The organism is Photobacterium sp. 53610 (assembly GCF_036409375.1).
Classification (GTDB): Bacteria; Pseudomonadota; Gammaproteobacteria; order Enterobacterales; family Vibrionaceae; genus Photobacterium.
Genome location: NZ_JAXOFS010000002.1, coordinates 333412 through 347652 on the forward strand (window position 1 = coordinate 333412; position 14241 = coordinate 347652).

At 47.9% G+C, this 14241-nt stretch carries 17 protein-coding genes; 5 read left to right on the forward strand and 12 right to left on the reverse strand.

Annotated elements, in window-relative coordinates:
* The first annotated feature begins 8 nt into the window (after positions 1–8).
* The 3 genes from SPK40_RS08075 to SPK40_RS08085 all read left to right on the forward strand — a co-directional run bounded on the left by SPK40_RS08075 (position 9) and on the right by SPK40_RS08085 (position 2551).
* Positions 9–1040 carry a M14 family zinc carboxypeptidase gene (locus SPK40_RS08075; RefSeq protein ID WP_330960361.1) on the forward strand — a complete coding sequence of 344 codons (1032 nt, stop codon included), beginning with the start codon at positions 9–11 and terminating at the stop codon, positions 1038–1040.
* The gene (locus SPK40_RS08080) at positions 1037–1825 is read left to right on the forward strand and encodes an alpha/beta fold hydrolase (protein WP_330960087.1); all 789 of its coding nucleotides are present in this window, start codon (positions 1037–1039) and stop codon (positions 1823–1825) included. The genes SPK40_RS08075 and SPK40_RS08080 overlap by 4 nt, the downstream gene beginning before the upstream one ends.
* Positions 1826–1996: 171 nt before the next feature.
* Positions 1997–2551, forward strand: coding sequence for a hypothetical protein (locus SPK40_RS08085; protein ID WP_248142241.1), 555 nt, complete (start codon positions 1997–1999; stop codon positions 2549–2551).
* Positions 2552–2629: 78 nt separating this feature from the next.
* On the opposite strand, the gene SPK40_RS08090 is transcribed toward SPK40_RS08085, so the two are convergent.
* From SPK40_RS08090 to SPK40_RS08115, 6 genes are all read right to left on the reverse strand, one after another.
* Positions 2630–3304, reverse strand: a complete 675-nt coding sequence (locus SPK40_RS08090; RefSeq protein ID WP_248142240.1) for a CAP domain-containing protein — start codon at positions 3302–3304, stop codon at positions 2630–2632.
* 409 nt (positions 3305–3713) lie between these two features.
* On the reverse strand, positions 3714–4799 hold the full coding sequence (modC, locus tag SPK40_RS08095) for a molybdenum ABC transporter ATP-binding protein ModC (RefSeq protein WP_330960088.1): 1086 nt from the start codon (positions 4797–4799) through the stop codon (positions 3714–3716).
* Positions 4799–5497, reverse strand: coding sequence for a molybdate ABC transporter permease subunit (modB, locus tag SPK40_RS08100; protein WP_330960089.1), 699 nt, complete (start codon positions 5495–5497; stop codon positions 4799–4801). Before modB ends, modC begins: the two co-directional genes overlap by 1 nt.
* A gap of 33 nt (positions 5498–5530) precedes the next feature.
* Entirely contained in the window at positions 5531–6301 is a 771-nt protein-coding gene (gene modA / locus SPK40_RS08105) for a molybdate ABC transporter substrate-binding protein (protein ID WP_330960090.1), read from the reverse strand.
* A gap of 127 nt (positions 6302–6428) precedes the next feature.
* Positions 6429–6647, reverse strand: coding sequence for an alternative ribosome-rescue factor A (locus SPK40_RS08110; RefSeq protein ID WP_330960091.1), 219 nt, complete (start codon positions 6645–6647; stop codon positions 6429–6431).
* A 90-nt stretch (positions 6648–6737) separates the two neighbouring features.
* Positions 6738–7916 carry a serine hydrolase domain-containing protein gene (locus SPK40_RS08115; protein WP_330960092.1) on the reverse strand — a complete coding sequence of 393 codons (1179 nt, stop codon included), beginning with the start codon at positions 7914–7916 and terminating at the stop codon, positions 6738–6740.
* A gap of 406 nt (positions 7917–8322) precedes the next feature.
* On the opposite strand from SPK40_RS08115, the gene SPK40_RS08120 reads away from it, so the two are divergent.
* Entirely contained in the window at positions 8323–8991 is a 669-nt protein-coding gene (locus SPK40_RS08120) for a MaoC family dehydratase (RefSeq protein ID WP_330960093.1), read from the forward strand.
* A gap of 224 nt (positions 8992–9215) precedes the next feature.
* Positions 9216–9692 (forward strand): hypothetical protein, encoded by a 477-nt coding sequence (locus tag SPK40_RS08125; protein WP_330960094.1) that lies wholly within the window; start codon positions 9216–9218, stop codon positions 9690–9692.
* 42 nt (positions 9693–9734) lie between these two features.
* Here SPK40_RS08125 and SPK40_RS08130 read toward each other — a convergent pair whose 3' ends face one another.
* From SPK40_RS08130 to SPK40_RS08155, 6 genes are all read right to left on the reverse strand, one after another.
* Entirely contained in the window at positions 9735–10079 is a 345-nt protein-coding gene (locus tag SPK40_RS08130) for a hypothetical protein (RefSeq protein WP_330960095.1), read from the reverse strand.
* A 94-nt stretch (positions 10080–10173) separates the two neighbouring features.
* Positions 10174–11334, reverse strand: coding sequence for a tetratricopeptide repeat protein (locus tag SPK40_RS08135; RefSeq protein ID WP_330960096.1), 1161 nt, complete (start codon positions 11332–11334; stop codon positions 10174–10176).
* Entirely contained in the window at positions 11331–11957 is a 627-nt protein-coding gene (locus tag SPK40_RS08140) for an energy transducer TonB (protein ID WP_330960097.1), read from the reverse strand. Before SPK40_RS08140 ends, SPK40_RS08135 begins: the two co-directional genes overlap by 4 nt.
* Positions 11957–12361, reverse strand: coding sequence for an ExbD/TolR family protein (locus SPK40_RS08145; protein WP_248143315.1), 405 nt, complete (start codon positions 12359–12361; stop codon positions 11957–11959). The genes SPK40_RS08140 and SPK40_RS08145 overlap by 1 nt, the downstream gene beginning before the upstream one ends.
* Complete coding sequence (locus tag SPK40_RS08150; protein ID WP_330960098.1) at positions 12361–12906, reverse strand: MotA/TolQ/ExbB proton channel family protein; 546 nt, start codon at positions 12904–12906, stop codon at positions 12361–12363. The genes SPK40_RS08145 and SPK40_RS08150 overlap by 1 nt, the downstream gene beginning before the upstream one ends.
* Positions 12906–14240 carry a MotA/TolQ/ExbB proton channel family protein gene (locus SPK40_RS08155; protein WP_330960099.1) on the reverse strand — a complete coding sequence of 445 codons (1335 nt, stop codon included), beginning with the start codon at positions 14238–14240 and terminating at the stop codon, positions 12906–12908. Before SPK40_RS08155 ends, SPK40_RS08150 begins: the two co-directional genes overlap by 1 nt.
* Position 14241 lies beyond the last annotated feature (1 nt).

Here is a 14241-nt window from a genome sequence, read left to right on the forward strand (position 1 = left end):
GTGTGGATATGACTGAGCGTTTACCTGAGCTGAAGCAATTAGAATCTCTCATCCACAACCATCAGGGCAACAGTCTCTATCATATGCAGGCCAGTGAGCTGCTCAGGATCCCTTTCGAAAATACGACTTTCCCTGTCTATGAATGCAGATTCGGAAACCCTGACCCAAATCTGCCCTGCCTGTTTCTGGTGGGCGGCGTTCACGGGCTCGAGCGTATCGGCACTCAGGTGTTACTGTCTTTTCTTTCCAGCTTATGTGAGCGACTGAGTTGGGACGTCAGTTTGCATCGTACGCTGGAGGCGATGCAAATTGTCGCGATACCGTTGCTCAATCCTGTCGGCATGGCCATGCAATGGCGGTCAAATGCCCAGCATGTCGACTTAATGCGTAATGCGCCGGTAGACAGCCAGGAGAAAACCGCCTGGCTGGTTGGCGGACATCGTATCAGCCAGCGACTGCCCTGGTATCGTGGTGAGGCTGATGCCCCGATGGAGGCGGAAGCACAGCTCCTGGTCGACCGTGTTTTAAAACAATGTACACACAGTCCTTTGACCATCGCGCTGGATTGTCATTCAGGGTTTGGTGTGAAAGACCGTATCTGGTTTCCGTATGCCAAAAGCAAACGCCAGCCTGTGCCTCATCTGGGCAGTATTTACCATCTGCGCAAGATGTTCTTTCAGGCATACCCGCATCAGAACTATGTGTTCGAACCTCAGACTAAGCATTACACCTGCCATGGCGATCTCTGGGACTATCTTTATGATGAAATTACGGCGCAGGGACAAACTTTGCTGCCACTGACACTGGAGATGGGATCCTGGTTATGGGTCAGAAAAAATCCTCTGCAGCTCTGGCATCCGCTTGGATTATTCCATCCCCTGAAAAAACACAGAGTCGAGCGCACTTTACGCAAGCATCTTGTTTTATTCGACTTTTTAATCAATGCGACCGAAGCTTATACCAATTGGTTCCGTCATCAGCCACAAGGTGATGACTGGCAAGCAGCACACAGCCTCTGGTACAAGGATTCTTCATCATGACACCATGCCAACGTCCGGTCATTTTGCTTCGTGGGCTACTGCGGGAACAGCGCCACTGGGGAGAATTTACCCGTCTGTTAAAAATGCAGCTTCCGGATCGTTCGGTGATCACGATGGATCTGGCTGGAAACGGCCAGCGTTTTCTCGAAACATCTCCCTCGACAGTCAGTGCAATGGTGGATGATTTACATCAGCAATTACACTTTCTGCACGCCAGGCAACTCACAACTCAGAATCCATCCGAAGCCTGTCGCTATGATCTGCTGGCTATATCAATGGGAGGAATGATCGCCGTCGAGTGGGCAAAGCTTTATCCGGAAGAAGTCACATCACTGGTTCTGCTCAATACCAGTAATGGGAAACAATCGCCTTTTTTCAGACGACTGCGCTGGCAACAGTATCCGAAGCTGATCAGGCTGCTGCTCAGCCCGCCGGATGAACAGGAAGCAATCATCCTCAAGATGACATCCAATATGTACCCGGATGATCAGGATGTTCTGAAAATGTGGACGAAATGGCGCAAAGAATGCCCGATGGATAAAAAGAATCTTTTCAGACAGCTCAACGCCGCAGCAACCTTTCGTTATCCGGACATTCCTGCACATCCGATACTCTTGCTGGCCTCTCAGCATGACGAGTTAGTCGATGTTTCCTGCAGCCAAAAACTGGCTGAACACTGGCAATGTCCTCTGCAACTTCATCCCAGTGCCGGGCATGATCTCCCGCTTGATGATCCTGAATGGGTCTGCCGGCAAACGCTGAATTTCTGGCAGAGCATCCGCTGACAGCACCAAAAACGATCGATTACCGCTTTGCCCCACAGGCCAGCCTCAAATGACTCAGCTCCTTCGTCTCACGCTTGATACGCCGGAAGATGAACTTTGTCAGTAATCTCAAAGTTAAGATTCAGCGTGTCAATCATCCACCAATGCTTACCAACCCCTGGGAGACATTCCATGACTAACCATCCCTGTTTTCCAATCGCCCTGTTCGCGGGTTTATGCCTGATGCTTCAGTCCTGCAGCTCCAGCGACACGAATGAAGAAACCAACACAACCCCGGCTGTATCTCCGATTGAGCAAACCAGAAACGTTTATCAGCCCGCACGGACAGACAAAGCGCCGAGCGGAAGAAGTACAGTTTTTCAGTTCACCAACATCGCCTATTTCCGTGAAGGGCTCAAATATGACAATCCGGCCCAATTTACAATATTTGATGATGGCAGTTGGGAATTTTACGCAGCAAACATTCTCAATTCTAAGATAACCGGAGATGAAAGCGGTTCTGGCGGGGCGTGGACTCAAACACTCTATGTGAAGTATTACAGCGACTGGGATACGTATAAAAGACAATGTGCAGGCACGATCATCCACTCACGGAACTATGATCTGGTCACCGCCAAATACAACGTTGAGCTGAAAAATTACAGCCTGAAAGGTATGGACAATGAATTCAAGCAGAAACTGTCTGATATTCACTGTATCGATGCTTATCAGCAATGGCATAAATAAAAGCTGACCGCACAACGAAAAACACCTGACTTTGCAGACTTTGATGCAAAATCAGGTGTTCATTTCATTCAAAAATGATTATTTCGGTGCAGCAAACACCTGGGTCCAGTAGATACCATACGTACTGCCAGAGTTTGTAACTGAAGCTGCGCCCATTTGAGTGAAGCTGCCGTTCATGATGTTTTTACAGTGGCCTGGGCTATCCAGCCAGCCTTGCATCACAGAAGACACACTCTTTTGTCCGGCTGCGATATTTTCGCCGACAGTTCTCCAGTCATAACCCTGTGCGGTAACACGGCTGCTTGGCGTTGAACCATCCAGACCCGTGTGACTGAAGAAATCATAATTTGCCATATTGCTGGAATGAACAAACGCTGCCTGCTCCAGAGAATAATCCCATGTCAGTGGTCCTGCTGCAGCCATCCATGTTCCTCCACAGTCACGAGCCTGTGCACGTGCTGCGTTAACAGCTGCCAGCATTTCATCAGCCATGGATTGATCTGAGCTGCCTGAACCGGTTTGATCTGAACCGCTTGTGCCTGTACCACCGTTTGAACTGCCGCCGGTAGAACCTGTGTTAGTTGAACCGCCAGTGGTTTGATTCCCTTCGCCGGTGCTTGGTCTTTCAGAAGAACCACCATTTGTCACTGTGTTACCAGAAGGCGATGATGCACTGCTTCCAGAACCACTGCCTGAACCGCCACAGCCAACCAGAGTCACCATCGAAAGAATCAAAACTGTAAGAATTCGCATAAGGTACTTCCACTTCGTAATAATAAGATCCTGATTTTTAAGACAGAGGCATGTAACAAGCTCAATCGGAATATGTCTCTGTAACGGGCAACCTTTACAGTTGCAACAATCAAATCAGCCAACAACGGGAGAGGAATATACTGACTGCGAACATCGACTAGCAATAGTTGATGATTAAAAAATGCACTTTCTGACAATCATTTGACACAAAGATCTGCCATTTTTCTGGCGTGAAATTGCTTTTAATCGCTGATAACAAAGGAGATAACTTGAATAAAGATTGTTCAAAAATCAACCTGATACAAGCTGGTTAATTTTTAATCGATTTGATTTAATCTTACCCGCTCGCTGCAGTTGTGCTGTCAAAAATCTTCTGCGGGTATCGTTAGAACACCAAAGAGATCTCAGATCAGGCCATGTCCTGCTGACTTAAACTGACGCCTTTAATCTGCACATAGAGGGACTCTCCGACTGATAACTGCAGTTCATCCAATGCCCAAGGGGTGATATTTGCGGTCAGCCTTGAATGGCCAATTAATAGGTGAAGTACCACAATATCAACATGATACTGATGTTGTTCGATACCTTCGACAATCGCGGGAAGTACATTACGGATACTGGTTTGCTCAGGTTTAATTCGCGTGACTGACACATCATTCGCATGGATCCGAACCCGAATAAACTCACCTTCAGGTCTGCGCACCCGACTGACCCATAGCGGTACACCCGCTGCAATTTCAAGCTGACTCAATGGATAGATGGCATGATGCTGAGTCACTTTGAGCTGCAAAACAGCACTCTGTTCTTTTGGACTCAACCAGGGTCGCATCACAGAGGATCCCCAGACATCAGTCAGTTCCCCGGCAGCAATCACCTTTCCCTGCTCCAGCACGACCATATGGTCAGCAAGACGCAAAATCTCATCCAGACTATGTGACACATATAAAACCGGAATTTTGACACTCTTTGCCAGTGATTCGAGGTAAGGCATCAATTCCTGTTTACGGGGTAAATCCAGTGAAGCTAAAGGTTCATCCATCAACAGCATATCCGGCTGACTGAGCAGTGCCCTGCCAATGGCAACCCGTTGTTTCTCTCCGCCGGATAAAGCAGACGGAAAACGATTCAGCAGATGAGCAATATCAAGCAGATGAATGACTTCATCAAACAATGCATCGTTGGATTTTCCCTGGCAGCCATAGCGCAGGTTACCGCGGACCCGATAATGGGGAAACAGACGCGCATCCTGAAAAACATAGCCAATGTTGCGATGTTCAGGTGGTAAATGGATGCCTTGCCGGGTATCACACAGCACCCGGCTTTCCAGCTTGAGTGTCCCGTGATCTGGCGGCGTTAATCCACTCACGATATTGATAAAAGAGGTTTTCCCTGCTCCTGAGCGGCCAAACAACGCCGTGATGCCCGTTTCCGGCAATCTCACATCAACATCCAGTCTGAGTTGCCCAAGCTGCTTTTCGAAGTTCAGTTCAAGCATTAAGCCCCCAGCCGACGTCTTGCAGCCCGGGCAAGCCACTCGGAAACCACCAGTGACAGCAATGCTATTACAACTGCGATCACGCACAGACGCCCGGCCTGCGTTTCTGCACCCGGTGTTTCAATGAAGGAAAACATAGCCAGAGGAAGAGTCTGAGTTTCTCCGGGAATATTTGATACAAAAGTAATGGTTGCACCAAATTCACCAAGCGCCCGGGCAAATGCGAGTACTGTACCGGTAAGAATCCCCGGCAACATTAAAGGTAAGGTGATGGTCAGGAATACTTTCGCAGGACCGGCTCCCAGTGTACGGGCAGCCTGCTCAAGTTTGGGATCAACACTTTCCAGCGCCAACCTGATAGAACGAACCAGTAATGGGAAAGCGACAACAGAAACGGCCAGAACGGCACCTCGCCAGCTAAAACCAAACGAAATCCCAAACCAGTCATATAAATAAGCACCGACAACGCCCTGTCGTCCCATCACCACCAGCAGTAAATAACCCACCACAACAGGCGGCAACACTAAAGGCAGGTGAACAAGACCGTCCAGTAATGATTTTCCCAAAAATCTTCCCCGGGCTAACGCCCAGGCACAGGCGATACCAACAGGCAAGCTCGCTACCACTGCGGTGAATGCGACTTTCAGACTCAGTTGCAAAGCCGTTAATTCATAGTCTGTCAGTACAAATGCTTCCATCTTGACGTTTATTCGCTGTCTTCTGTGTTTCGATCACCCGTTGGTTAAAAAACCAAACTTCCTGAATATGGTTGCAGCTTCTGCAGATTCCAGATAAGCATAAAATGCCTTTGATGCTGCTGAAGGGACTTTCTTCGTCAGCACCATTGGATAAGTGATCGGCTGGTGCGTTTCGGCAGGAAAGCGGGCCAGCACTTTGACGTTTTCTGCAATGGAAGCATCGGTTTGATAGACGATCCCCAACTCTGCTTCCTGTCGCTCGACCAGCAATAATGCAGCCCTGACGTTATTCGCCCGGGCCAGACGTGGTTCAGCCTGCTGCCAGAGCCCTAAGCCCTCCAGCGCCTGTTTCGCATACAAACCTGCGGGGACATGAGCCGGATCACCCACTGCCAGCCAGCTCCCTTGCAACGAAGCGTCAATATCCCACTGAGCATTCAGTTCAATTGAGTTTTCCGGTGAAGAAATATGCGTGATCAAAACCAATTGATTGTGCAGTAAATCTTTGCGCGAATCAGCATTCGCCGCTTTTTGCGCAATGACATAATCCATCCACTTTGTATTTGCAGAAATATACAGATCTGCAGGGGCGCCCTGAACCAGTTGCCGGGCTAACGCTGAGGAAGAGGCGAAAGACAAGATCACATCATCACCGGTCTTTTTCTCAAAACGATCGGCCAGCTCTGTTAAAGCATTTGTCAGAGAAGAGGCAGCAAATACCAGCACTTTTTCTTTTGCGCTTACAGGCTGCAAGGACAGTAAAAATACAAACGGAAGGCACTTCCACCAGCGAAGACGCATCATCAGACTCCTTTCAATTCAATCACACAGGCATAGTAAATGAGATGACTATACCCGACAATTATTTTCTGACTACAGAGTCAGAAAAAAGCACCCACGAAAAAAAGAGTCCTGGACAATCACAACTGAATTAAGCGGCGATTGGCCAGGACTCTCGTCCGCCGTGTTTTGCTTTCCGTTGAAAACTGCCTTTACCTTTTTTGGCTTTTTCAACCCGGCTTCGGAAGACTTTGCTCGTGACCACCGCTTTCAGAGCATTATCCTGAATCACTCCCCGACCGTGTTCAGTTTCAAAAACCGTCTGCTCGTTCACTCTTTCTTTCACTTGTTCAGCGTGTTTCTTTGCCATGATTAACTCCTTTGTCGTTCATATAAAAGGCAAATTTCAAGCGAAGTGTACGCTTGATCACACAAATTTCAAGTGTCTGTGCGAAAAACTTTATTCAACAGTTGCAACTTCAGAATCTGGCTCAAACGGCTCAATAAAACGTTGATAGAGCTTCAAAAATTCCAGTACCGCTTCTCTGGCGATATCCGTTTCACTGTTGGTCAGAAATACCATTCCAGTCTGAGTTGCCGGGTTAAACAGCATTTCTGTCCGGATCCCTTTGACCCATCCGCCATGATGAACAAAACCCGTGATCCCCTGATAATCGAAAGTGCGCCAGCCCAGCCCATAATAGACTTTACTCAGCTTGGCTCTGTATCGGTACTGGTTCGCCCGGATCGCGGGCTGATGCAGCAGAACCAGATTATCTTCACTCAACACCTCCGGATATTGCCCTAATTGAGCCAGCATCCACTGCGCTAAGTCTTGCGCGCTTGCATTGACGCCAGCCGCCGCTGGAACCTGATAATAATAAGGTGCAGGCTTCACCGCAGCGTAACCGGATTTCACACGGACATGCGGCTCAACTCTGTTTTCTGTGCTCAGAAAAGCTTTTAACCCAAAACTTGCATGCTGCATGTGCAGAGGAATAAATATCTGTTCTGTGACGAACTGGGTGTAATCCATCCCAGACGCCAGAGAGATCATATCGGCACTCAGGTTATAAACAATATTCTGATAGCTGTAACACTCACCCGGGTCACAGACAAACTTCACGCGGTCTAAAACGGATAAAATGCGTTTGTAGCTGACATCATGCTCAAGCAGATCCGAGTATGCCTGAGGTACCAGTCCTGTTGTATGCGACAACACATTTCGCAAGGTCACTGTTTTCCCAAGCGCCGGGTCACTAAACTCAATATTATCCAGATAAGGAACGACATGGGTGTCCCACTCGATCAAGCCTTTATCAACCAGTATTGCTGTTGCTGCAGAGGCAAAGGTCTTTGAAATCGAAGCCAGGGGGAAGACGGTCGCAGAATCAATCATCTGATTCCCGCCCACCTTTGTGACACCGTAACCACGAAGTAAACGGATTTGCCCATTCACAATCACAGCCAGAGCAGCGCCGGGGATCGACGTTTTCACAGCCTGACTGACGTATTTATCAAGGGCAAATACAATATCATCACCGGGAGCAGCGATGACGCTTTGAGCACCAAACAGACAGAGAAAGCACCACAACCAGGTTCGACAACACACAACACCACCAGACTCGCCGTAACTCACAAGAGCACTCAAAGTAGGTATAACGTATTCCGCTTGAAACAGGTATCGACCTCACAATTTTCACTTCTTTTTCCTGCGACAATCTATACTCAAACGTATCAGTTAACATACTCACGCGATTGCCCATGATGTTCGATGCATGATCCAATTCAGAGCGTTCCTTGTTCAAATCATGTGCACATGCAGATACCACCCTCACATAAAATGTGATATTTATCACATTAAATGGGTAAATCATGATTTGACGCACACTTTACAGTGACGAAATGAGTTTGTTTTATAATAATGACGACTCATCCGATGAGTTATTTTGAGATCAAGGGCACATTTTGATCCTGACGCTGATCAGCCAAGATTCAATATGCCGCCTCAATCATACTAAGAAAAAAGATAAAGGTTGGTACGTATGAAAGTGGTCGACTTTCTCAAACAAAAAAGTGAAATTCTGGCCAAGCACCCATTCGAATTGAAAGATTGGTTGTCGCCTTCAATCCGGGATTACTGGATTGAGTTTTTAAACAAAGCCCATGTATCCGGTTGGTCTAAAGCAGAAAGCATTGCACTGAATGGCGATGCTGTACAAGAAACTGCAACCATTGAAATTCATCCTGAAGCAGCAAAGCTGATGGAAGAGCTCAATGCATCGCTGGGTGAAGAAACACATGTCGGAGAATGGCTGACGGTTGACCAGGATAAAATCAACCAGTTTGCTGCAGTCACTGAAGACCATCAGTGGATTCATACAGACCCTGAGCGCGCAGCTGTTGAATCGCCATTCAAAACCACAATCGCACATGGCTTTTTAACTTTGTCATTGCTTTCTGTACTGACAGACAGCGTTGATCCGGAAAACCAGAAGTTTCCGACAGCAAAAATGACCGTGAACTACGGCCTGAATCAGGTACGCTTCCCGTATCCAGTGAAAGCAGGCAATCGTGTTCGCGCGCGCACGAAAATTCAGTCGGTTTCACCGATAAAACGCGGTCTGGAAATCGTGCAGGAAATTTCAGTCGAGATTGAAGGCTGCCGCCGTCCTGGTTGTGTTGCTGAATCGGTTGTCCGTCTGTATTTCTGATCAAAACACTCGCCATGCCGCTTCAATATCAGTTTGAAGCGGTATGGCACACCTCCCCTGATCATTTCAGTTTTTTGTCTGAATTCTCCTGAAATCTTATCTGTATCAGATCTTTGCATCAAACAATCACACGACATTTCAGGATCTGTATCCGGTTTGATATTGTTCAGCTTTATTGATCATTACGCTTATATGATCGTGAATAAGGTACAGGGAGAGAAACCATGAAAAAAACAAACCCATTTTCTGCAACTAACGCCGATCGGGCTGCAATCTGGGAAATGCTGGTCACACGTGATATCAAAGCATACTGTGATGCCGACTGGCTCCAGGTTGCCGATGACTTTGTCGCAGATGAATTTTATGCCATCAATGCCAACCGGGAACACAATCCTGCAAAGTGGACTTTTGCATTCTCTACGCTGGCTGAGTATCAGCAAGAATGGCTCCGACAAGCAAAAGTGGCTCAGGGAACAATGTATAGTGAACCTCTGGAAGATGCCGTCCATGCTGCAACGACACTCAATGAGATTCAAATTGAAAATGGACGGGCAATTGCGCGTAAACAATTTAACGGCAAAATTCAACGTACAGATGGAGAAGCCGATGAGCTGCTGTGGCAAACCCTTTATTATCTGAAACAAACAGATACCGGCTGGAAAATTTGTGGTTTTACCGGATATCTTCCCCACACAAATTAATCTCCAAACAAAAAAGCTACCCTGAACAGGTAGCTTTTTTCTTCAGACAGAAAGCGAGAAAATACAGGCTGACAGTGGTAATAAACCGGATAAAAATAAGGTCAATCCGAATCCATAATTCGCAGCAATTTCTCTGTTCTTATCCGTTGCAATCAGTTCAGACGACAGCTTCGTGTGCGATTTCATACCGGCAGCATCGTGGTCATTTCTTGTACTTTCCCTACCACCATGCCAAACCAGCGCCGCCATTCCCCATTGCAGTGCGAACATATAAAAAAACACATCCTGATTCACTTCAAACGGCAATTCAGAAAAACGATAACCGACCCAAACAGCGCCACCCGCGAGTAAATTCATCAGAAAAAATGACTTTAATAGATTCTTCATGTTTGTTTTGATTAAAAACCAGCCAGACATGCTAATTCTGCCACGAATGTCAGTTCATCAACAAATATCCGTACACCAAAGGTACAAGAAATCTTTAACTTTTCATCTCACGAATTTGATTCAGGTATTTAATCCAGCCTCTTGAAGTTTCAGTCGATTCAAGATGATCAGCTTTCTTTGCATGTATCAGCGCCTGTTCAAACTGCCGCATCTTATAATAGGCACGAACTTGCGCCAGTTCGACCTCTGCTCCTCGTCCCTTTTGATGGATTTGCTTCAGTTCAGTCAGGGCAAGCTGATAATGCCCTTCCTGCAGTAAAAGCTGTGCCAGCTGCCACCGGTACTGTGCGTCATGCTTGATGGCTTTTCGCCAGAATGTCATTGCTTTATCCCATTCTTTCGCCATCTGCCAGTATCTGGCTTGAGTGACAATTAAATCTTTATCCGTCTCACTGTTTTCCAGCAGTGCAAAAGTGCGAGCTGCTTTTTCCGGGATACCTTGCTGCGCATACAGCTGGCCAAGTGTTTTGATATCTTGCTGAGACAGTGCAACATCCTGACGCTTTGCAAGCGCTAACGTTTCCAGCGCATGGCGATGCCGGCTGAGTTGCATCTGAATTCCGGCCATCTGCCGCCACCAGAGTGTTTTTTGTGGTTCCAGTGCAATCAGACGATTTAATGTTGTCAAAGCAGGTGCCAGCTGACTTAATTGCAATTGTGCACCGAGTTTTAACGATAACGGCTGAATTTCATCCTTCCGGTGAGAGCTTTCATAGTTTTTCAGCGCCTTCAGAACCGCCTGCCATTCTTCTATCTGATAATGGGCCTGAGCAATTCTCAGCCAGAGTTCATCCGCTTTTTCAGTCGCCGGAATTGCCTGACTCAATACGTAGTAATGCTTCAGCGCTGTCTTATACTGAGCCTGAGAAAGCAGAATATCGGCCAGCATACGCTGGGTTGACCGGGCCTGCTCATCTTCCAGCAAACCACTTTCAACAGACTGTGTCAGATGTTTGATTGACTGAGCCGGTTGTTCCGCCTGCCAGTAATACACGCCCAGAACCCGATCGATGAAAGCACGGTCATAAGCGCGTGAAATATCCATGCCTTTCAACAAAGCAATGGCTTCGCCCAGTTTATCTTCCTGCTGAAGTTTTTGGGCCTGTTGGACTTTACCAGCAGAATATTGTGAAAGCTGCGCTGAAAATACGACAGGCGTAAAAAACAGCATCAAAATGAATGCAAGTTTCTTCATGATTTATCGAGATTAAATTCCACTTTTACAGACTGCCCAGGTTGCGCCACTGCCTTGCCATTTTCCAGCTTAGGCTGATATTTCCAGCTTTTGAGCGCCCGAATAGCCTCACGGTCAAAAATTCGTTTGGGCTGCGCATCGACCACTTGAATGTCAGTGGGACGCCCACGGGAATCGATCGTGAAAGATAGAATGACAAAACCTTCAATACTTCGTTTTTGTGCTCTGGGCGGATACTTAGGCTCGACGCGATATAACGGCATCACCTGCTGATCCTTACCGATATCCGAAAACGCAGGCAATTGAATCGCCATCCCAGTTACGGATGCATCCAAAGCAACGGATGGCATTATCGGAGAGGTCAAAGGAGTCACTGTGCTGTTGGCATTCGTATGCTTCGGCACAGACTCAGGTGGCGGCTCCGGGGTTTCCGGCTTCTCAGGAACTGAACGCTGACGACGCTGAACCTCCGATTCCTGCTCGACCATCACCATATTAAATGCCAGTGTCTCTTTGGATTCCGGTAATTGATGGTGACCGTTATCCACCATCCAGGCCATAAAACTGAACAGGCCGCCCGTCACGAACATAGCGATCGGCGCGGCCAGAAATAGCCTGAACATCAGCGTTTCTCCGCTGCCAAAGCAATATTCTTCACGCCTGCCCCTTTCGCCGCATCCATGACTTTCACCACGGTACCGCTATAAGCATGTTCATCCGCCTGAATCACTAACGATGCTTCAGGTTGATCAAGCAGCATGGTTTCAAGAGTCGCCTGAACCCGTTCAACATCGACAACACGTTTATCAATATAAACATCATTGGCAGAAGTGATTGCGACAAAAATACCCGCATCTTTCTGACTGACCACATTGCTGGCCTGCGGGCGATTCACCTCAACGCCGGATTCACGGACAAACGAACTGGTGACAATGAAGAAAATCAGCATGATAAAGACGATATCCAACATTGAGGTCAGATCGATCTGAGCTTCTTCACGAGCGGCTGATGGACGACTTAATCTCATCATTGACTCCTTAAGAGTTTTTCGAGTTTTTGTTCACGCATTTTGCAGGCTTTCGCCAGTCGGGCATGCACAAACATTCCGGCCAGTGCGGCAACCATACCTGCCATCGTGGGCAACGTCGCCAGAGATATACCAGAGGCCATTAACTTGGGCTGGCTGCTGCCCTGACTGGCCATGACATCAAAGACTGAGATCATTCCGGTGACGGTGCCCAGCAATCCCAGCATCGGACAAATCGCAACCAGTACTTTAATGATATTCAGATTCTGAGAAAGGCTGAGGTGTGCTTCATTCAGCCAGCCGGCACGGATAGCATGGGCGTACCAGGAAGTTTGATCCCCTCTGGCGCGCCATTGATCCAGCCATTGTTGTTTCTCTTTCGGATATGTAAATGCTAAATACAGAAGTCGTTCTGTCACCAGCATCCAGCAAAGTAACACGATAGCTGCCAGCCACCAGAGAACCTGACCTCCCTGCTGCATAAATTGCTGCAGGGGCAGCCACCAGTGACCGGCGAAATCAGCACTGAACAATGCAACATCCATTATGCTGGACTTCCCGATTTTTCAGCCTCAGCAGCAACCAGGCTGATCCCTTGTTTTTCAAGAATGTTACGAATAGCGTCAGCCTGAGTGCTCAGCACATTATGAGCAAGCAGCAACGGCATGGCAGAAACCAGACCCAGTACTGTGGTGACCAGTGCCATCGAAATACCACCAGCCATTACTTTCGGATCCCCGTTACCAAACTGGGTAATCACCTGAAAGGTTTCAATCATACCGGTTACGGTCCCGAGCAGACCGAGCATCGGCGCCAGTGCTGCAAGTAATTTCAGCATCGACAAACCACGCTCCAGCCCTTGCTGTTCATCGACGATGGTTTCCAGCAGGCGCAATTCCAGCGCTTCAACAGAACGATTCTGTTCTTTATCGTAAACATTCAGCACCCGACCCAATGGGTTATTCCCGGGTTGTTCCGGCTGCTTTAACTGCGCTTTGATTTGCTGGCGAATCCAGAACAACTTCCCACCGCGGTACAACGCAATCACAACACCGACGGCCAGTAAACCCAGAATAATCTTACCGACTACCCCGCCCTGAGACAGACGTTCCATCAAAGAAGGCGTATGAGCCAGCTGCTCCAGCATTTTTCCACGGGACGGATCAATCACGGTCATCTGCATGCCCGAGTCAGCCATTAAGACCATTTGGCTCAAAACTGGCGTACTTTCGGGTTGTTTCAGATAAGGGGTTGCAACCTTACGCTCACCATTCCATGCAAGATACCCTTGTTCACCGACCAGCCCGAAGCTGCCGAGACGATACGCATCCACATGAGATTCATAGCCTTCGCCGTTAATATATGGTACAGAGACCTGACGCATTTCTGAGCTCGCTTTGATCTGCTCAGTCATACCCTGCCATAACCCACGGAGTTGCTTCAGGGAAGGCAGTGCCTTCGCAGCGACAATCTCTTGCACAACCTTGGCATGCTGCTGACGATCTGCAGCCGTCACTGAGGTATCCATTTCAACGTCTAAGTCTTTGGCTGTCTGACGAACCACCCCAAAGAGCTCCCCCAGACTGCCTGACTCCAGTCGCAGGGTTTCTTCAAGTTGCGCCAGAGTCTTTTCATTGTTGCTGAAAGTATGACTCAGACGATCCGTTTCTTCGTTCAGCTTTTTTCTCTCCGCAAGAAGAGCGTTCCGCTGGGCGCGAATCTCGGCCTCAGTTTGCTGGAAACCAGCTTCTCGAGCTTGCTGATGGACTTGCTCTGATTTCTGTTCCTGACGTGTTTTTTCTACTAACCCATCCACGGCCAGTACCGAACCAGATAAAGATACGAGTGACAGTGCTAAAGCCAACGTTTTCAGTTTCATC

Bases quoted from the DNA above. Each gene is read 5' to 3' on its own strand.
- SPK40_RS08075 (WP_330960361.1), top strand. From the start codon at position 9: ATGACTGAGCGTTTACCTGAGCTGAAGCAATTAGAATCTCTCATCCAC.
- SPK40_RS08080 (WP_330960087.1), top strand. From the start codon at position 1,037: ATGACACCATGCCAACGTCCGGTCATTTTGCTTCGTGGGCTACTGCGG.
- SPK40_RS08085 (WP_248142241.1), top strand. From the start codon at position 1,997: ATGACTAACCATCCCTGTTTTCCAATCGCCCTGTTCGCGGGTTTATGC.
- SPK40_RS08090 (WP_248142240.1), bottom strand. From the start codon at position 3,304: ATGCGAATTCTTACAGTTTTGATTCTTTCGATGGTGACTCTGGTTGGC.
- modC (WP_330960088.1), bottom strand. From the start codon at position 4,799: ATGCTTGAACTGAACTTCGAAAAGCAGCTTGGGCAACTCAGACTGGAT.
- modB (WP_330960089.1), bottom strand. From the start codon at position 5,497: ATGGAAGCATTTGTACTGACAGACTATGAATTAACGGCTTTGCAACTG.
- modA (WP_330960090.1), bottom strand. From the start codon at position 6,301: ATGATGCGTCTTCGCTGGTGGAAGTGCCTTCCGTTTGTATTTTTACTG.
- SPK40_RS08110 (WP_330960091.1), bottom strand. From the start codon at position 6,647: ATGGCAAAGAAACACGCTGAACAAGTGAAAGAAAGAGTGAACGAGCAG.
- SPK40_RS08120 (WP_330960093.1), top strand. From the start codon at position 8,323: ATGAAAGTGGTCGACTTTCTCAAACAAAAAAGTGAAATTCTGGCCAAG.
- SPK40_RS08125 (WP_330960094.1), top strand. From the start codon at position 9,216: ATGAAAAAAACAAACCCATTTTCTGCAACTAACGCCGATCGGGCTGCA.
- SPK40_RS08130 (WP_330960095.1), bottom strand. From the start codon at position 10,079: ATGAAGAATCTATTAAAGTCATTTTTTCTGATGAATTTACTCGCGGGT.
- SPK40_RS08135 (WP_330960096.1), bottom strand. From the start codon at position 11,334: ATGAAGAAACTTGCATTCATTTTGATGCTGTTTTTTACGCCTGTCGTA.
- SPK40_RS08140 (WP_330960097.1), bottom strand. From the start codon at position 11,957: ATGTTCAGGCTATTTCTGGCCGCGCCGATCGCTATGTTCGTGACGGGC.
- SPK40_RS08145 (WP_248143315.1), bottom strand. From the start codon at position 12,361: ATGAGATTAAGTCGTCCATCAGCCGCTCGTGAAGAAGCTCAGATCGAT.
- SPK40_RS08150 (WP_330960098.1), bottom strand. From the start codon at position 12,906: ATGGATGTTGCATTGTTCAGTGCTGATTTCGCCGGTCACTGGTGGCTG.
- SPK40_RS08155 (WP_330960099.1), bottom strand. From the start codon at position 14,240: ATGAAACTGAAAACGTTGGCTTTAGCACTGTCACTCGTATCTTTATCT.